The sequence below is a fragment of the Nocardioides lacusdianchii genome (assembly GCF_020102855.1).
Classification (GTDB): domain Bacteria; phylum Actinomycetota; class Actinomycetes; order Propionibacteriales; family Nocardioidaceae; genus Nocardioides; species Nocardioides lacusdianchii.
This window is the reverse complement of the sequence record NZ_JADHZD010000014.1, coordinates 11,903-29,927: the sequence shown is the minus strand read 5'-3', so window position 1 is coordinate 29,927 and position 18,025 is coordinate 11,903. Positions and strand designations below refer to the sequence as shown.

18 protein-coding genes and 1 tRNA gene are annotated in these 18,025 nt (G+C 72.6%); 7 read left to right on the top strand and 12 right to left on the bottom strand.

Annotated features, from left to right (window positions below):
* Positions 1-148: 148 nt before the first annotated feature.
* The 7 genes from IRX98_RS17475 to IRX98_RS17445 all read left to right on the top strand — a co-directional run bounded on the left by IRX98_RS17475 (position 149) and on the right by IRX98_RS17445 (position 5,908).
* Complete coding sequence (locus IRX98_RS17475) at positions 149-553, top strand: response regulator (RefSeq protein WP_224278925.1); 405 nt, start codon at positions 149-151, stop codon at positions 551-553.
* A gap of 30 nt (positions 554-583) precedes the next feature.
* A complete protein-coding gene (locus IRX98_RS17470; RefSeq protein ID WP_224278923.1) occupies positions 584-742 on the top strand; it encodes a hypothetical protein in 159 nt (52 codons plus the stop codon).
* Positions 743-763: 21 nt separating this feature from the next.
* A complete protein-coding gene (locus IRX98_RS17465) occupies positions 764-1,870 on the top strand; it encodes a cytochrome P450 (RefSeq protein WP_224278921.1) in 1,107 nt (368 codons plus the stop codon).
* On the top strand, positions 1,867-3,189 hold the full coding sequence (locus IRX98_RS23605; protein WP_224278919.1) for a sensor histidine kinase: 1,323 nt from the start codon (positions 1,867-1,869) through the stop codon (positions 3,187-3,189). The genes IRX98_RS17465 and IRX98_RS23605 overlap by 4 nt, the downstream gene beginning before the upstream one ends.
* 51 nt (positions 3,190-3,240) lie before the next feature.
* Positions 3,241-3,314, top strand: a tRNA-Phe gene (locus IRX98_RS17455).
* A 69-nt stretch (positions 3,315-3,383) separates the two neighbouring features.
* Entirely contained in the window at positions 3,384-4,712 is a 1,329-nt protein-coding gene (locus IRX98_RS17450) for a hypothetical protein (protein WP_224278917.1), read from the top strand.
* A gap of 98 nt (positions 4,713-4,810) precedes the next feature.
* Positions 4,811-5,908 (top strand): Glu/Leu/Phe/Val family dehydrogenase, encoded by a 1,098-nt coding sequence (locus tag IRX98_RS17445; RefSeq protein ID WP_224278915.1) that lies wholly within the window; start codon positions 4,811-4,813, stop codon positions 5,906-5,908.
* Positions 5,909-6,121: 213 nt separating this feature from the next.
* Here IRX98_RS17445 and IRX98_RS17440 read toward each other — a convergent pair whose 3' ends face one another.
* The 12 genes from IRX98_RS17440 to IRX98_RS17385 form a co-directional block, all read right to left on the bottom strand.
* The gene (locus IRX98_RS17440; RefSeq protein WP_224278913.1) at positions 6,122-6,310 is read right to left on the bottom strand and encodes a DUF3073 domain-containing protein; all 189 of its coding nucleotides are present in this window, start codon (positions 6,308-6,310) and stop codon (positions 6,122-6,124) included.
* A gap of 158 nt (positions 6,311-6,468) precedes the next feature.
* Positions 6,469-7,593 (bottom strand): phosphoribosylformylglycinamidine cyclo-ligase, encoded by a 1,125-nt coding sequence (gene purM, locus IRX98_RS17435; RefSeq protein WP_224278912.1) that lies wholly within the window; start codon positions 7,591-7,593, stop codon positions 6,469-6,471.
* Between the two features lie 28 nt (positions 7,594-7,621).
* Positions 7,622-9,166: an amidophosphoribosyltransferase gene (gene purF, locus IRX98_RS17430; RefSeq protein WP_224278911.1), complete on the bottom strand. Its 1,545-nt coding sequence runs from the start codon at positions 9,164-9,166 to the stop codon at positions 7,622-7,624.
* 25 nt (positions 9,167-9,191) lie between these two features.
* Entirely contained in the window at positions 9,192-9,686 is a 495-nt protein-coding gene (locus IRX98_RS17425) for a (2Fe-2S)-binding protein (protein WP_224278910.1), read from the bottom strand.
* A 10-nt stretch (positions 9,687-9,696) separates the two neighbouring features.
* Complete coding sequence (locus IRX98_RS17420) at positions 9,697-12,048, bottom strand: molybdopterin cofactor-binding domain-containing protein (RefSeq protein ID WP_224278909.1); 2,352 nt, start codon at positions 12,046-12,048, stop codon at positions 9,697-9,699.
* Between the two features lie 121 nt (positions 12,049-12,169).
* Complete coding sequence (locus IRX98_RS17415; protein ID WP_224278908.1) at positions 12,170-13,210, bottom strand: NAD-dependent epimerase/dehydratase family protein; 1,041 nt, start codon at positions 13,208-13,210, stop codon at positions 12,170-12,172.
* Positions 13,207-13,674 (bottom strand): SRPBCC family protein, encoded by a 468-nt coding sequence (locus IRX98_RS17410; RefSeq protein WP_224278907.1) that lies wholly within the window; start codon positions 13,672-13,674, stop codon positions 13,207-13,209. The genes IRX98_RS17415 and IRX98_RS17410 overlap by 4 nt, the downstream gene beginning before the upstream one ends.
* Before the next feature lie 52 nt (positions 13,675-13,726).
* Positions 13,727-15,070 carry a dipeptidase gene (locus IRX98_RS17405; protein WP_224278905.1) on the bottom strand — a complete coding sequence of 448 codons (1,344 nt, stop codon included), beginning with the start codon at positions 15,068-15,070 and terminating at the stop codon, positions 13,727-13,729.
* 23 nt (positions 15,071-15,093) lie between these two features.
* Complete coding sequence (locus tag IRX98_RS17400; protein WP_224278903.1) at positions 15,094-15,900, bottom strand: GNAT family N-acetyltransferase; 807 nt, start codon at positions 15,898-15,900, stop codon at positions 15,094-15,096.
* Between the two features lie 10 nt (positions 15,901-15,910).
* A complete protein-coding gene (locus IRX98_RS17395) occupies positions 15,911-16,813 on the bottom strand; it encodes a 2-hydroxyacid dehydrogenase (protein ID WP_224278901.1) in 903 nt (300 codons plus the stop codon).
* Complete coding sequence (locus IRX98_RS17390) at positions 16,810-17,151, bottom strand: sterol carrier family protein (protein WP_224278899.1); 342 nt, start codon at positions 17,149-17,151, stop codon at positions 16,810-16,812. The genes IRX98_RS17395 and IRX98_RS17390 overlap by 4 nt, the downstream gene beginning before the upstream one ends.
* 34 nt (positions 17,152-17,185) lie before the next feature.
* Entirely contained in the window at positions 17,186-18,019 is an 834-nt protein-coding gene (locus IRX98_RS17385; protein WP_224278896.1) for an alpha/beta hydrolase family protein, read from the bottom strand.
* Positions 18,020-18,025 lie beyond the last annotated feature (6 nt).

Genomic DNA, 18,025 nt, shown 5'->3' with positions numbered 1-18,025 from the left:
AGCGCGCCCAGCATAGGGCCAGCGGTGCCCTGCCCTCCAACCCGCGGACCCGTCGCGGCACCCCCCTTTGGGGTGGCCGTGTCGAAGTTTCGTCCCGAGTTACCCATCTGGCAGCGAATTGACACCGACTTTGACTAGTCTTGCCTTCGTGAGCAGGAAGGCTCGGCAGTTGCGCTTCCTCGTCGTCGATGACAACGAGGACATTCGTGACGTCTTCTGCCGTCTCGTGGAGAGGGCCGGCCATGAGGCCGCCACCGCCGTGGACGGCATGGACGCAGTGGAGACGCTGCAGCGCGAGACCTTCGACGTGATGCTCCTCGACCTGACGATGCCGCGCATGAGCGGTGTCGATGTCGTGCGCTGGCTACGGGAGCATCCCGAGGTCGCGCCGGACGTGCGGATCGTCGTGATCAGCGCGTGGGCGGGTGAGCACCGAGCTGTTCTCCAGGAACTCGGCATCGAGACAGTCATGCAGAAGCCGCTGCGCATCCAACAGCTGACTGACCTGATCGCCGAGACACTGCATGCCCTGGAGTCCCAGGCCCGTCCCTGAAATGCACCACCGGGTCCCGGACTCCCAGCAGTGTCGCCCCGCACCGCCTTCGGCGCGAGGCACCACCCCACCCCACCCCACCTGGAGAACACCATGATGAACCGCATCCGCACCGCCATCGAGTCCAAGCGTGCCGCCGACCAGCTGCAGGCCTACTACCTGTGGCGCCCGGGCCCCGGCCGCCGCTGACCTGCGAGTGATCCACGCGCCGTGACGCACGTGGACAGCGCCGAGTCGGCCGGCGGCCGGCTCGGCGCTGTCCTCTCCGCCCCGCGCACGGGCGTCGTACGCCTGTCCCCGACCGGGCCTTTCCTCGTCACGACCCACGCCGATGCCCGGCGGGTCCTGACCGAGCCACACCTCTTCGACTTCCCCGGCGACGTCACCCGCAGCGGTGACCTGTCCGGGAGCACCGGCGAGAGCCGGTCGGGCCACACCGTCTTCGCCCCGCTGCCCCCCGACCAGGTCACCCGCGGGGTCCACACCTTCGAGCGCGAGCTCGCGGCGGCTCTCGACACGCACGACCGCACCCGCCCTGCGGAGCCGTACGACGCGATGGTGCTGCTGCGCGACCCGGTCGCGCGCTCGACGACCGCCGCGGTGCTCGGCCACCTCGACGAGGCTCGGCGCGACCGCGTCGGCGCCCTCGTGCTGGCCTGGATCGACGCGCTGGCGCCCGTCATCTCGGCACGCCGGCCGCCCGGGCGCTGGAGCCGTACCCGCCGCACGGAGAAGGCGGCCCGCTACGCCCTCGAGGACGAGCTCACGCCGCTGGTGGCTCCCGAGGACACCCCTGCCCAGGTGGCGACGCTGCTCGCGGCCGGCATCCAGGTCCCGATCGCCGCCGGCGCGTGGCTGCTGGCATGGCTCGGCCAGCACGAGACCGGGGACGTCGACCCGACGTACGCCGTGTGGGAGACGTTGCGCCTCACTCCCCCGACCTGGGTCACCGCGCGTCTCACGACGGAGGAGGTGGAGCTGACCGGCGCTCGGGTGCCCGCCGGACGCGTCGTCCTCGTCAGCCCGCTGCTGCTCGGGCGCTCGGACGTCCTGGTGCCGGGCGGCGACCCCGACCGCAGCACCTTCGATCCGGACCGGTGGCAGCACGGTGACCGGCGACCGGGTGCCTGGCTGCCGTTCGGAGCAGGACCGCACGCATGCCCGGGCCGTAGTCTGGGTACCGCCCAGCTGGTCCACCTCGCCCGGTGGGGAGTGGACCGGACGATCTCCTTGAGCCAGAGCGTGTCGATCGACCAGAGTCGGGGCATCCTGCCCTCACCGTGCCGCTTCACCGCCTCGCCGAGGGAGACCCCGTGACCCAGCCGTCCGCGCTGCAGGACGTTTCCTCGCGCGGGCCGGTCTCCACCGACGCCGCCAGCCTGGCCGGACTCGTCCTCGAGGCCGAGATCAGCGTCGACGAGGCCATCGTCCGCACGGCCGCGCACCTGCTGTCCTACGACCGGGTCGACCTGGTGGCCGCCTCGCTGACCACGTTCGCCCCCGAGGACCCGACCGGATGGCTGCGCCTCGGTGGCCGTGCGTGGGTGCGGGACTGGTCGCGCCCGGGTTTCGGGTCCCTCCTGCCGCCCCCGGATGCCGGACCCGAGGCGGCGCTCACCATGCCGTGGCTCTCGACCCACGCCCGCGCGCACGGTCTGGCCGTCCTCACCGACATCGAGCTCCTGCCGGACGAGGCTGCCCAGGACCGCGCCGAGCTGGGCCGGGCGAGCGTCCGCAGCCTGGTCGCGACGACCCTGCTCTCACGTGGGGAGATGTTCGGCAGCGTGTCGGCCGTGAGCATGGCCGTCGGTCCGTGGCCAGAAGTCTTCATCGAGGACCTGCGGCTGCTGACGGCCGCGATCACCTCGCGCATCATGCTGGAGCACTCGCGCCGGGCCCTGGCCGAGGCGATCGACGCGGGCGCCGAGGCACAGCTGGCCTACCAGCAGTTCTTCGGCGCGGTGGGCCACGAGCTGCGTACGCCGCTGAGCTCGGTCCTCGGCTACACCGAGGTGCTCCTCGACGACGCCGGCCAGTCGCCGCAGGACCCGGTCTCGGCGGCCCTGCTCCGTGACGGTCCGGCGATGGTGCGGGCCTGCGAGCAGGTGCTGACGGTGGTCGACCACCTGCTCGGCACCGGTCGCGCCCTGTCAAGCGACGACCAGAAGCAGGACGTCGTCCTCGCCGAGGCCGTGGCCGACGTCGTGCACTGGCACCGCAACCCCGCCCGGGCGGCGGCGGTCGAGATGCACGTCGACATCGATCCCGCCGTCACCGCGTGGGCGCACCCGTCCGGCGTACGCCAGGTGCTGGCCCACCTGCTCGGCAACGCCATCAAGCACCACCGCAACGGCGCGGGCGAGGTGCACCTGACGACGCAGCGCCTGCGCGGCGAGAGCGGGCTGGAGATGGTGCGGGTCCTGGTGCGGGACGACGGACCCGGCCTCGAGGCCGACCAGCTGCTGCACGCCTTCGAGCCGTTCGTGCGGTTCGCGCCCCGCGACACCAAGGGCAGCGGGCTGGGGCTGTCGATGTCGCGCACGATCGCCGAGCGCGACGGTGGCGCGGTGCGAGGCGAGTCCACCCCCGGCGTCGGGTCGTCCTTCTGGCTCGAGCTGCCCGTGCGCGGCTCCTGAGGCGAGCCGATTCCGTCCCTGCCGCGCGACTCATGTATTCTCGTCCCGCTTGGGCAGGTAGCTCAGTTGGTACGAGCGATCGCCTGAAAAGTGATAGGTCGGCGGTTCGACCCCGCCCCTGCCCACAAGCACAGAAGGGCCCCGATCACGTCCCGATCGGGGCCCTTCTGCAACTCCCGGCCATGATGGTCCCCGTGCTCCCCCGCCTCGAGATCGTGCGCCGGTCGCGGCCGGTGGACCTCCTCGCGCCCGACGCGGTCGAGGTCAGGACCGACGACGCCGGCGCGGTGGAGATGCCGGCCGTGGCGCCGTACGTCGCCGTGACCTCGCCGGCCGTCGACGGCCCCGGCCCCGCGCTGCGCCTCGGCGGACACCGCCTCGGGATGACGGTCACCAACGGCTCGGTGGCGCTGACGGTCGACGGCGACGGCGAGCGCCGCGAGCTGCGGAGCCGACGCTTCCAACGCGCCGAGGGGCCGACCGGCACCGCGCTCACCCTGACCGGGACCCACGTCACTGCGTGGACCTTCGAGCACTCACGCTGGGTGGCACGAGCGCGCCACGACCTGCGTGAGGTCCTCGACACGCGCGACGAGGCCGCCCTGGCCGACCTCGTCGTCGAGCTGCCGACCGGAGGCGGTGCGGCCGGTCGCTTCGGCCAGCTCGGCCTGCGCGACACCAGGTTCGTCACCGCCGAGGACGGAACTCCCCTGCGCGAAGGCGACACCGCGTGGCTGACCGCGACGTCCGCCGGTCCGGGGTTCTTCGACACGGCGCACACCAGCGTGTGGTCGCTCGACCTCGGCACGCTCGAGGTCACCCACGGCGCGGACCTGTTCTTCCGACGTCCCGACCGACCGGGCGTCTTCGGCGACCACGCCACCCACCTGGTCCGCACCGACGACGGCGGCTGGCTCGTGGCCACCAGCACGTGGGGCGACTTCGAGCAGCCGGCCCCCCGCGCAGGACGACGTACGCCGGCGGGGTTGCGCGTCACGCTGGCCGAGTCGGACGCCGACCTGCTCCACGGCGCCCACGTCCTCGACACCCGCGAGCTGCCCCTGCCCAGCGACGGGCTCGCGTCGATCGCCACCTGGGACCCGCACCTGGTGCGCCGCGACGACGGCTGGCTGGTCGGCTTCGTCAGCGCCCGGCGGTTCTTCGACTTCCACCCGGCGCTCGCGGGCGGCCCCGCCCTCGACGACCTGCGCCTGCTCGGTGCGGCGACCGACCGGACCGCGACCGAGGGAACCACCCTGGTCGAGGTCGACGGCCGGACGGTCGTCCTGGCCAGCGACGGTCGCGACTCCCAGCGGGGGCGCCGGGCCCGGTTCCCGGCCTTCGACCTCGCGATGGTCGAGCGCGGCACCCTGGACGCGCCGTACCCCACCAACCTCCCCTGGCCCACCCTCGCCGCCGTCGACGGCGGCTGGGTGATGGCGACCTTCGACGGTCGCCCGTCCGGCGGGAAGCTGCTCGGCTACGGCACCCACGGCGACCTGGTGCTGATGCGGTCACGGTGACGCGCCGGGACTACGCTGGGAGTGACGGCGGTCACCACCCCTCGACCGCTCCGACCAGGTCCGCACACCCCGCGGCCGCACCCACCAGAAAAGGACCCATGAGCATGTCTGGAGCCACCAGTTCGGGAGTCGACGTCTTCGAGCTCGGCAGCGAGCACGAGCAGGTCGTGTTCTGCAACGACCGCGCGAGCGGCCTCAGGGCCATCATCGCGCTCCACTCCACCGCCCTCGGCCCGGGCCTCGGCGGCACACGCTTCTTCCCCTACGCCAGCACCGACGACGCGATCGCCGACGTGCTCAACCTCTCGCGCGGGATGTCGTACAAGAACGCGCTCGCGGGCCTCGACCTCGGCGGCGGCAAGGCCGTCATCATCGGCGACCCGGCCGAGCTGAAGACCGAGGCGCTCCTGCGTGCCTACGGCCGCTTCGTCCAGTCGCTCAACGGGCGCTACTTCACCGCCTGCGACGTCGGGACCTTCTCCGACGACATGGACCACATCGCGCGCGAGTGCGACTACGTCACCGGCCGCACCGTCGCCCACGGCGGCGCGGGCGACAGCTCGGTGCTGACGGCGTACGGCACCTTCCAGGGGATGCGCGCCGCGGCCGAGCACGCCTGGGGCGAGCCGACGCTGGCCGGTCGCACCGTCGGCATCGCCGGGGTCGGCAAGGTCGGGCGCCACCTCGTGCGCCACCTCGTCGAGGACGGCGCCACCGTCGTCGTGACCGACGTGCACGCCCCGTCGGTCGAGGCAATCCGCGCGGAGTTCCCGCAGGTCCAGGCTGTCGCCTCCACCGAGGAGCTGGTCGCGAGCGAGCTCGACGTCTACGCACCGTGCGCCATGGGCGGTGCGATCAGCGACGAGGTGCTCGAGGTGCTGCGCGCCACGATCATCTGCGGCGCGGCCAACAACCAGCTCGCACACCCGGGCATCGAGAAGAAGATCGAGGAGCGCGGGATCCTCTACGCCCCCGACTACTGCGTGAACGCCGGCGGCGTGATCCAGGTCGCCGACGAGCTCGAGGGCTTCTCCTTCGAGCGCGCCCAGCAGCGTGCGACCGGCATCTTCGACACCACCCGACGCGTCCTCGAGCTGGCCAGCTCGGACGGCGTCACCACCGCCGAGGCCGCCGACCGTCTCGCCGAGCGTCGCATGCGCGAGGTCGGCCGGCTGCGCGGCATCCACCTCGGCTGACCGGGCGGTTCGTCGCGCACGACGTCACTGACCTCCCCCGTTCCTCGCGGTAGCACTGCAAGGAACGGGGGAGGTCACTGCGTCTCAGCGAAACGTTGTGCCCGCTCGACGTGTGTCAGCGCAACGAAGTGCCCGCTCGGCGTGAGGGCGCACTCGTACGACGGACCACCCGGTCACTCGATCACCCGGATGGCGCGTGCGTGCGGCGATCGGTCAGTCGACGCGACGACGCGGGTCGGCATGGTCCGACCACTCGTCATCGTCGGGTTCGACATCCGTCGAACGGTGGGTGTCCTCGCCGTGCAGCTCCTTCGCCAACGCGCCGAAGTCCGTCTCGTGAGTCCGGTACTTCAGGTCGCGTGCGACCTTCGTCTGCTTCGCCTTCGCTCGGCCGCGCCCCATAGGGTCGACCCCCTCGCACACTTGGCCGGGGCTGTCGGGAGATTCTCCCGACGCGCCCGGTCTGATCGGTTACATATCGTGGGGGCAACGCTACCTGAGCGGTGGCTGTTCCCGCACACCAAGACCCCGCAATTCGTGACCGAACCACGGAAAGTCCGTCACCAGCCGGGGTGCTGGCCCTCCAGCACCACGCGGCCGCCGTCGCGGTCGTCCTTGCGGGCCTCGCCGGCCACCCACGCGCGGATGCCGTGGCCGGCCAGGAGGGCGATGGCCGCGTCGACCGATTCCGGCGCCGTGAGGGACACCATGCCGACACCGCAGTTGAGGGTCGCCTCGAGGTCGGCCTGGGGCACCTGCCCCACCCGGCGTACGACGTCGAAGACCGGCTGCGGCGTCCACGTCGAGCGGTCGATGCGCACCGACAGCTCCTCGGGCAGCACGCGCTCGAGGTTCGCCGCGAGCCCTCCGCCGGTGACGTGCGACATGGCGTGGGTCTCGGTGCGCTCGGCGAGGTCGAGGCAGGCCTTGGCGTAGATGCGGGTGGGCTCGAGCAGCTCCTCGCCCAGGGTGCGGCCGAACTCCTCGACCTCGCGGTCCACCGTCCAGCCGGCACCGCCGACGTCCGGGGAGCCGAGCAGGACGTGGCGCACGAGGGAGTAGCCGTTGGAGTGCAGGCCGCTGGCCTCCATCGCGATGACCACGTCTCCGGGGCGCACCCGGCCGGGACCGAGGAGCTTGCTCGCCTCGACCACGCCGGTCGTGGCGCCCGCGACGTCGTAGTCGTCGGGGTCGAGCAGACCGGGGTGCTCGGCGGTCTCGCCGCCGATGAGGGCGCAGCCGGCGACCACGCACGCCTCGGCGATGCCCTTGACGATCGCCGCGATCCGCTCGGGGACGACGCGGCCACAGGCGATGTAGTCGGTCATGAAGAGCGGCTCGGCGCCGCACACGACGAGGTCGTCGACGACCATGCCGACCAGGTCGAAGCCGATGGTGTCGTGCTTGTCCATGAGCTGCGCGATCGCCACCTTGGTGCCGACGCCGTCGGTGGAGGTGGCCAGCAGCGGCCGCTCGTAGCGGGTGAGGGCGGAGGCGTCGAAGAGCCCGGCGAAGCCGCCCAGCCCGCCGATCACCTCGGGGCGGCGGGACTTCTCGACCCACCCCTTCATCAGGTCGATGGCACGGTCGGCCGCCTCGATAGAGACCCCGGCGGCGGCGTACGCCCCGGATCCGGTGGAGGCGCCCGGGGGCACGTCGGAGGGGGCAGCGGGGGACTCGGTCACGTCTCTCCTCAGGAGCGGCGGGTGCTGGTCAGGGGTTGTTGAGGACCGGCAGCGCGCGGCCCATCGTCGGCGACTGCAGCGTCGCCTCGAGCAGGTGCTTGCCGAGCAGGCTCTCGTCTGGCAGCTCGATGGGGTACTCGCCGGTGAAGCAGGCCGTGCACAGGCGCTCGGCCGGCTGGGCGGTCGCGTCGACCATGCCCTCCAGCGAGATGTAGCCGAGGCTGTCGGCGCCGACGCTGGCGGCGATCTCCTCGGGGGTGAGGCCGTTGGCGATCAGCTCGGCCCGCGTGGCGAAGTCGATGCCGTAGAAGCACGGCCACTTCACCGGGGGGCTCGAGATCCGCACGTGGACCTCCAGGGCACCCGCCTCGCGCAGCATCCGCACCTGCGCGCGCTGGGTGTTGCCGCGCACGATCGAGTCGTCGACCACGACGATGCGCTTGCCGCGGATCATGTGCTCGAGCGCGTTGAGCTTCAGCCGGATGCCGAGCTGGCGCAGCGTCTGGCTGGGCTGGATGAAGGTGCGCCCGACGTAGGCGTTCTTGACGAAGCCCTGGCCGAACGGGATGCCGGACTCGGCGGCGTAGCCGGACGCGGCGGGGGTGCCGGACTCCGGCACCGGCATCACCAGGTCGGCCTCGACCGGGAACTCGCGCGCCAGGCGGCGGCCCATCTCGACGCGCGCCTCGTGGACGTTGCGGCCGCTGATCGTGGCGTCGGGGCGGGCGAGGTAGACGTACTCGAAGACGCAGCCCTTGCGGGCCGGCTCGGCGAAGGTGTGCGAGCGGAGGCCGTTCTCGTCGATGACGATCATCTCGCCGGGCTCGACCTCGCGCACGACGCTGGCACCGATGGTCGCGAGCGCCGCGTCCTCGCTGGCCACGACCCAGCCGCGGTCGAGGCGACCGAGGACCAGCGGGCGGATGCCCTGCGGGTCGCGGGCGGCGTAGAGGGTGCCTTCGTTCATCCAGACGAAGCAGAACGCACCGCGCAGCAACGGCAGCACCTCGAGCGCGCGCTGCTCGAGCGTGGTGTCGGGGTGGTGCGCCAGCAGCGCGGTGACCAGACCGGTGTCGTTGGTGGAGGTCTCGACGTCGCGGGCCTGGAGCGGCAGCTCACCGTCCGGGTCGGGGAGGTCGGCGACCATCTCGCGCAGCTCGTGGGTGTTGATGAGGTTGCCGTTGTGGCCGAGCGCGATCGACCCGTCGACGGTGGGCCGGAACGTGGGCTGGGCGTTCTGCCAGGTGCTCGCGCCGGTGGTGGAGTAGCGCGAGTGGCCGATGGCGAGGTGACCCTTGAGCGAGTCGAGCGTCGACTCGTCGAAGACCTGCGAGACCAGGCCCATGTCCTTGTAGACCAGGATCTGGCGCCCGTTGCTGACCGCGATGCCCGCGGACTCCTGCCCGCGGTGCTGCAGGGCGTAGAGGCCGAAGTAGGTCAGCTTGGCGACGTCCTCGCCGGGGGCCCACACACCGAAGACGCCGCAGGCGTCCTGCGGGCCCTGGTCCTGGGGGTCGAGGGCCGTGGTCAGACGGCCGTCGCCGCCCGTCCGCCTGCTCGTCTGGTAGGGCACGACCCCGAGTCTAGGGCCGATCGGCTCACATCCTCGACGCACCGTCCCTGATGGCCTCCCGGATGCGCGTGTAGGTGCCGCAGCGGCAGATGTTGCGGATGGTGTCGAGGTCGGCGTCGGTGATCTGGCCACCGCTGGCGGCGACCTTGTTGACGAGCGCGACCGCGGCCATGATCTGCCCGGGCTGGCAGTAGCCGCACTGCGCCACGTCGCGCTCCAGCCACGCCTCCTGCATCGGGTGCAGGCCGTTGTCACCACGCTGCGCGGGCTCGACCTGGTCGGGAAGCCCCTCGATGGTCGTCACCTCGTCGTCGGCACCGAGCTGCCCGACCGGCACGGCGCACGGGTTGAACGCCTTGCCGTTGATGTGGGACGTGCACGCCTTGCACACGTTGATCCCGCAGCCGTACTTCGGCCCGGTGATCCCCAGCAGGTCGCGCAGCACCCACAGGACGCGTACGTCGTCCTCCACGTCGACCGTGACCCGCTCGCCGTTGACGATGAAAGTCTGCTCTGGCATGTCGTGCTCCTCAGGAGGTCAGCTCGAGGCCGTCGGTCGGCGACTGCGGGACCGGCGGGACGAAGGGCTTGGGCTCGAAGGACAGCTGGGCGTGGTTGATCGGGAAGCTCGTCGGCATGGTCCCCGTGGCCCGGGCGTAGGCGCAGGCCACGGCGGCGAAGGAGGCCGCGACACCCGCCTCGCCGGCACCGCCGGGCACCGTCTCCTCCGACGGCATCACGATCACCCGGACGTCGGGTGGGGTGTTCCACTGGCGCGTGTAGAAGTAGTTGTCCCAGCTCGCCTCGAGGAAGTGCCCGTCGCGCAGGTGGAGGCTGGACGTCAGCGCGAGCGCGATGCCGTCGTTGATGCCTCCCTGCATCTGGGCCTCGAGGCCGCGTGGGTTGATGGCCAGCCCCACGTCGATGGCGAAGGTGACGCGGGTGACGCGGGGGCCGGTGACGGCGTTGCGGATCTGCCGGCCGGTCGTCGCGGGTCGGGTGTCGATCTCCACGAGGCAGGCCGAGACGCCCTTGTACTCCTTGTGGATCGCGATCCCCTGCGCGGTGCCCGCCGGCATCGGCCTGCCCCACTCGCCCGCCTGCGCCACGGTGTCGAGGACGGCCAGCAGCCGCTCGTTGCGCTGGAACTTCCGGCGGAACTGGTAGGGGTCCATCCGCATCTTCGCGGCGAGCCGGTCGACGACGAGCTCGCTGGCCACCCGCACGTCCGGTGAGTAGATGTTGCGCATCGAGCCGGTGTTGAAGCGGTCGTCGGTCTCCACCAGGGTCTGCACGACGGCGCCGAAGTCGTAGGGCACCTCCTGGGTGAGGGCGAAGATCGTCTGGGCGAAGCCGAGGTTGCCGACGCCGGCCGGGAGGTCCGCCGCGGCGGCGGTGATGATCTCGCCGAGACCGTGGCGGAAGTCCGTCTCCACGCAGGTCAGCGACTGGTTGAAGGCCAGCACGTTGTTGCCGAGGACCGTCGCCTGCACCCGGCAGGTGCCCATCGGGTGGCCGCGACCGACCCGGGCGTCGTCGGCGCGGTGCCACATCAGCCGGACCGGCGCCGCCATCTTCTGCGAGATCTCCGCCGCCTCGAGCGCGGCGTCGAAGAACAGCCGACGACCGAACGACCCGCCCGCGGTGACGACGTTGACCTTCACCTTGTCGGGGCTCATCCCGAGCTTGAGGGCGATCTGCTGCTGGGCGACGATCGGCGACTTCAGGCCCGACCAGATGGTGGCGCCGTCGGGCCGGACGTCGGCGATGGCGCTGTTGGTGTCCATCGCGGAGTTGCTGCGGAAGTAGAAGGTGAAGTCGCCCGACACCGTCTGCGCGAGCGGGGTGTTCGGCAGCTTCGGCATCGGCAGCTGGGCCGCGCGGAGCTTCTTCAGGATCGTCGCGTCGCTCTCCCCCGCGACCGGACCGTCCTTCCAGACCACGTCGAGGGCGCGGACCGCGTCGATGCACTGCCCGTAGGTCCGGGCGCGGACGGCGACGCCCGTGCTGACCTGGGCGACGTGGGTGACACCGGGCATCGCCTCGACCGCGGCCTGGTTGCGTACGGACACCGGGGTGCCGTTGAGCGTGGGCGCGCGGCACACCATGGTCGGCAGCGCGTCGGGGACGTCGAGGTCGGTGGTGAAGTCCTTGCTGCCGGTCACCGCGGCGAGGGCGTCTACCCGGTTGGTGGGCTGCCCGATCACCGCGAAGTCGCGCTCGCTCTTGAGCTCGACCTCCACCGCGCGGGTGCCGCCGGAACCGGCCCTCACCGCCAGCTCGCCGTAGGTCACCGACGCACCCCCCGGCGCCGTGATGACGCCGGCCTTGGCGACGAGGCCGCCGACCGTGTCACCGAGCACGATCGCGGCGGCGTCGAGCAGCGCCTTGCGCGCCACCGCGGCGGCGACCCGGATCGGGGTGTAGGTCGAGATCGTGGTGTTGGACCCGCCGGTGAGCTGGTTGAAGAGCAGCTCGGGACGGGCCGGCGCCAGCGTCACCCGCACCCGGTCGACCGGCAGGTCGAGCTCCTCGGCGATGAGCATCGCGGTCGAGGTGGTGATGCCCTGCCCGACCTCCATGCGCGGCAGCTCGAAGCTGGCCGTGCCGTCCTCGTTGATCGTGACGGTGATCAGGTTCGCCGTCGGACGTGCCGCGTCGGTGAGCATGTCGTTGAGGTCGTAGAGCTCCGGCACCTGGGGCAGGGTCGGGATCTCCGCGCCCGCGGGCGGGGGGTCGACGAGCACGAGGTCGGCAGCCGCGACGAGGGTCGCACCGCCGAGGACGTAGCCGACGAAGCGGCGGCGGTCGACGGCGTACGGCGAGAGGGCGGCCTGCGCGCCGGCGGCGGGGTCGCACGAGGGGTCGTTGGAGGGGGTCATCCGCGTCACCCGATCTGGTCGGCCCGGCAACCTCCCGGGCTGAGGCCCCTCCCCAGGAACCGCCCCATCACTGTGACAGCAGAAGTGTCACCATTCAAGGAGCAGTCCGGATGACGGCCCCTCAGCCGTCGGGCAGGACCGCGCGGACGCGGTGGAGGGCGAGCCGGGCCGCGGCGCGCGTCGACGCCGGCAGGGGCGCCAGGTCCAGCAGCACGTTGCCCCTCGTCCAGGCCGGGTCCGAGGGCAGCGCGCCCTCGGGACCGGCGTACGCCTCGGTCGAGGCCAGGCCGAGCGCCTCCTCGAGCCCCAGCAGCGGACCGCCGTCGTCCGGCTCCCAAGTGGCGTCGGGCCGGCACACCATGTCGTGGCGCAGGGACTCGATGAGCGCGGTGACCGTGTGGAACGGCGCGGTGGTCGCCAGGGCGGCACCCAGGCCGACGAGCCCCATCGGCGCGACGGGCGCCGGGACGCGCAGCCGGGTCAGCCCCACCGCGCGCGAGCAGGCGCGCATCAGGTCGGGGTAGGACACGACGTCGGGACCCCCGACGTCGACGGCGCCGAGGGGGCCGTCCTCGGCCAGCGCGGCGTCCATCGCCCGCAGCACGTCGGAGACCGCGACCGGCTGCACGGAGCTGTGCATCCACAGCGGGACCGGCTGCACCGGGAACAGCGTCGCGATCTGCCGGATGATCTCGAAGGACGTCGACCCGGCCCCGATCACCACGCCGGCGCGCAGCGCGACGGCGTCCGTGCCCGACCCGAGGAGGATCCGCTCGACCTCGAGGCGCGAGGCGATGTGGGCCGACAGCTCGGACTCGGCCACGTCGGGGACGAGGCCGGAGAGGTAGACGAGGCGGCGTACGTCGCTCGCGGCCACCGCGTCTGCCACCACCTCGGCGGCGAGCCGGTCGCGGTCGCCGAAGTCGGAGCGGTTGAGGGAGTGCACGAGGTAGACCACGGCGTCGACGTCGCGGACCGCCTCGGCGACGACCTCGGCGTCGGTCACGTCGCAGCGGATGGCGCGCACGCGCTCGTCCCAGCCGAACCGGTCCGGGTCGGGCACCGACGACGACGCGGCGACGACCTCGTGGCCGCGCTCGAGCAGGTGCGGGACGAGGCGGGAGCCGACGTAGCCGGTCGCGCCCAGGACGAGGACCCTCACGCCTCCCCCAGGTGCTTGAGCAGGTTGCGGGAGAAGACCGCGCCCATGTGCTTGACCACCCCGGCCATCACCCGCTCGACCGCGATCCGGGCCAGACCCGGGAGCGGCAGGGTGGCGGCGATCTCGAGGTCGATGCTGACCTCGGTGCCGCCGTCTCCGTGGTCGGCGAGGTCGTAGGTGCCGGTGACCGCGGTCATCTCGTCGGGCTGCTCGGGGTCGTGGGTGAAGACGATCCGCTCCTCGGGGTGCAGCTCCATGACCTCGGTGAACTTCGGGGCCACGGAGATCCCGAGCACCGGGATGGTGCCCATCCGCCAGGTCCACCGGTCGCCGTGGGCCTCGATGGAGGTGACGTACGGCGTCAGGCGGGCGATGAGGTCGGGGTCGGTGAGTGCCGCCCACACCTCGCTGCGCGAGGACTGGAGGACCGCCGACGAGCGGTCGCGGGCACGGAAGGTCGCCATGCCGTCACGCTACCGACGCCCACCCAGCCCAGTGGCCCCTTCGGGTGGGCGGTCAGCGTGCGAGCTCGCCGAGGTTGCGCAGGAGCAGCGCCTCGGCCTTGACGACCTTCTCGAACTCGGCGAGGTGCAGGCCCTCGTTGGCGCCGTGGGCGCGGGTGTCGGGGTCCTCCACGCCGGTGACCAGCACGCTGGCCTGCGGGAAGGCCTCGAGGAACTCGGCGATGAAGGGGATCGAGCCGCCGACGCCCATGTCGACCGGTGCGGTGCCGTCCCACGCCTCGGCGAACGCGGCGCGCGCGGCGTCGTACGCCGGACCGCTGGCGTCGATCTGCGTCGCCTCGCCGGTGTCGACGACCGTCGTGGTGAGGGTCGCACCCCACGGCGTGTGCTTCTCGAGGTGCGCCTGCAGGCACTGCACCGCGTTGGCGGTGGTGTCGCCGGGCGCGATGCGCATGCTGATGCGGCAGCGCGCAGCCGGGACGAGCGTGTTGGAGGCGCCCTCGACCTTCGGGGCGTCGAGGCCGGTGATGCTGATGGACGGCTTGGTCCACAGCCGCTCGACGACCGAGCCCGAGCCGATCCACTCGATGCCCTCGGCCGCGCCGGACTCCGCGCGCAGGCGGGCCTCGGGGTAGTCGACGTCGGCGGCGGGGCCCGAGTGCAGGCCCGCGACGGCGACGTTGCCGGCGTCGTCGTTGAGGCTGGCGATGACCCGGCTCAGGGTCATGATCGAGTCGGGCACCAGCCCGCCCCACATGCCGCTGTGCACGGCGTGGGTCAGCGTGCGGACCTCGACGTCCATGCGCACCAGCCCGCGCAGGCTGGTGGTGAGGGCGGGCTCGCCGATGTCCCAGTTGCCCGAGTCGGCGATGACGATGACGTCGGCCTCGAGGCGGTCCTTGTAGGTCTCGAGCAGCTCGACGAGGGTGTCGGAGCCGACCTCCTCCTCGCCCTCGATGAACATCACCAGGTTGACCGGCAGGTCGTCGCCGAAGATCCGGACCGCGCCGAGGTGGGCGGCGATGCCGGCCTTGTCGTCCGCGGCACCGCGCCCGTAGAGGCGGTCGCCCCGCTCGGTGGGCTCCCACGGCGGGGAGTCCCAGTCGGCGTGGTCGTTCTCGGGCTGCACGTCGTGGTGGGCGTAGAGCAGCACGGTCGGCGCACCCTCGGGGCCGGCCTTCTTCGCGATCACGGCCGGCGGGGCGTCGTCGTACGCGCGGACGATCTCGGTCTCGAAGCCCTCGGCGGCGAACAGGTCACGGGTGGCCTCGGCGCTGCGCTCGACCTCGCCGGCGCGGGCCGGGTCGGCGGAGACCGACTCGATGCGGACCAGGTCCTCGAGGTCGCGGCGGATGCCGGGCATGACCTCGGCGAGGCGAGCGGTGATGTCAGTCATACCGACACCCTAGGACGCGTGTCTCAGCCGTCGAGACTCGCCCACTCGCCGCTGCGCCTCTCCATCCCGAGCTGACGCCCCGCGTCGGCGAAGCCCAGGCGGCGATAGATCCCGATGGCCTCGCCGTCGGTGTCGGCGACGATCACGAGGGTGCGTACGCCGAGCCGGTCGAGCGCGTGCTGCCCGGCGGCGTGGACGACGGCCGCGGCCAGACCCTTGCGACGGTGGTCGGGGTGGGTCTCGACGCTCTGGAAGCGGGCCACGCCGTCCTCGGTGACGAAGGCACCCGCGGTGGACACCAGCGTGCCGTCGACGAAGGCGCCGAAGCGCTGCCCGCGACCGGCGTCGACGAGGCGGCGCTCCTGGACGTTCTTCTGCCGCGCGAAGGTCATGAAGGCCTCCTCGGACGTCTGCGGGTAGAGCTGCTGGCTGAGCCGGGCGCGCGCCTCCCAGTCGTCGTCGCCGTCGAGGGCGCGGACCTCGGCCTCGACCTCGCGAGGCGCCACCAGTGCGGACGCTGTCAGCACGGTGTCGACGTCCACGCTCATGCCGGCGGCCTCGAAGGCCGCCCGGGCGTCGTCGGTGAGGTCGGCGGTGTCGATGCCGATGCTGACGTGGTCGGCCAGCGGGAACTCGGTGTGGAAGGCGCCGACCACCTCGCGCTCGCCGCCGGGGACGGGCGGCTGCGCGAGCAGGATGAAGTTGCCCCAGAAGTAGGACGGGTTGTCGGGCGAGCGGACGACGAGGTGCGTGCCGCGGTCCTCCACGATGCTGCCGGAGGCGGTCAGCAGGGCGAGGTCGGTGCGGAATCCGAGGGAGCTCACGTGCATGGTGCGGAGGCTAGTGGCTCACGACGTTGACCAGCGCACCAGCGGCCACCATCCGCTCGAGCTGGGCGCGGACGAGCGCTGCCATGCGCGGCAGCATCGCCGTCGTACCTCCCGCGACGTGCGGGGTGATGAGCACCTCCGGCGCGGACCACAGCGGGTGCCCGTCGGGCAGCGGCTCCGGGTCGGTGACGTCGAGGGCGAAGCGCAGCCGCCCGGCGTGGCGCAGCACCGCCTCCGTGTCGAGGACGGGTCCGCGGGCGACGTTGACGACCAGGGCGCCGTCCGGGAGCAGCGCGAGGGCGTCGTCGTCGAGGAGCCCGCGCGTCGCCTCGCTCAGCGGGACGAGCACGACCACCACGTCCTGCTCCGGCAGCAGCTCGGGCAGGTCGTCGATCCCGCGCACCCGGCCGACCAGGTCGTCGTCGCGCCTGCGCGAGGCGACGGCGGTGACCGTGGTCCGCATCGGCAGGAGCCGCTCGGCCAGCGCACGGCCGATCGAGCCGTAGCCGAGGACGAGCACGCGCGCGTCGGCCAGCGAGCGGCGTCCGGGCATCGGCTGCCAGTGTCCGTGGCCGCGCACCGCCTCGGGGATGCCGCGCAGGCTGGCCAGCACGAGGCCGATCGCGTGCTCGGCCGTCGCGTCGTCGTGCACGCCGGTGGCGTTGCACAACGTGATGCCGTCCGGCAGCCGCTCCGCCACGCCGTCGTACCCTGCACTCTGGAGCTGCACCACACGCAGGCCGCGCAGCTCGTGGCCGCGGTCGATGACGTCGGCGCGGGTGGCGTAGTGCGGCACCCAGAGCTCGACCTCGCCGTCGGGCGGCGGGCCGTCGCCGTTCCAGACCACGACCTCCACGCCGTCGACGGGGCCGACCGCGCGGGCCAGCTCCTCGGTCGCGACGGCGGCCCTCACGGGGCCCCCAGCGGGAGGTAGGCCGACAGGTCGGTGCGCTCCCCGCTCGCGCGGACGGTGCCGGCGTCGACCGCCTCGTGCCACGTCGTACGCCCGGTGGCGAGGGCCAGCCAGGTGTCGGCGTCAGTCTCGATCACCGCCGGCGGGGTGCCGCGGGTGTGCCGGACCCCCTCGACGACCTGGACGGCGGCGAAGGGAGGCACGCGGACCTCGACCGACCGGCCGGGCGCGCGCTGCTCGAGGACCGCGAGGTAGTGCTTGACCAGCGCCTTCGTGTCGCCCTGCGCGTGGGCGGTCGCGAGGTCGGGGGGAGTGAGCTTCCTGAGGCGAGCGGGCACGGGGCGAGGCTAGCCCCCGGTGGCCACGACCGGCTCAGGCGATCGAGTCGAGGATCTCCAGCGTTGCGGTCCACGCCTGGCTCTCGGGGTCGATGACGACGAAGTGGTCGCCCTCCACCCGCACGATCTCGGCCTGCGCGCCCGCCGCCTGCGCGTCGACGACGTAGCCCTCGGACTGACCGAGCGGGACGATCGCGTCGTCGATGCCGTGCACGCACCACACCGGCACGTCGAGCGGGATCTGCTGCTGGGGGTCCCACTGGGCGTCGTCGGGGCCGGGCTCGTGGCCGAGCAACGAGGCGGCGGCACCACCCCCGAGACCCATCCGCTCGGACATGACGAGGTCGAGGACGCCGGCCTGGGAGATGGCGTGGGTGACCGCGACGCGGGGCGCCTCGCGACCCGCCGCCCACACGGCCAGGTGACCGCCGGCGGAGTGGCCGAGGGTGACGACGGTCGAGGTGTCGAGGTCCTCCACGTCGGCGAGGGCGTCGATCGCGGCCGCGACGTCGTCGAAGGTCTGCGGGGTGCCGCCACCGTTGCCGACGCGGCGGTACTCGATGTTCCAGGCGGTCCAGCCCTCGGCCGCGAGCGAGCGGGCCAGCGGCTGGCCGAGCGTGAGGTCGTACGCCGACTTCCAGAACCCGCCGTGGATCACCACGACCACGCCGCGGGAAGCCCCGTCGGGGCGGTGCAGCTCGACGACCTGGGACGGGTCGTCGCCGTAGGTGATCAGCTCGGCCCCCTCCGGCGCCGAGGTCGGACCGGGGGCGGTGTCGGACACGGAGAACTCCTCGGAGCAGGCGCTCAGCAGCGCGGACGGGACCAGCCCGAGTGCGGGCAGGGCGAGCAGCGTACGACGGCGCATGGGAGG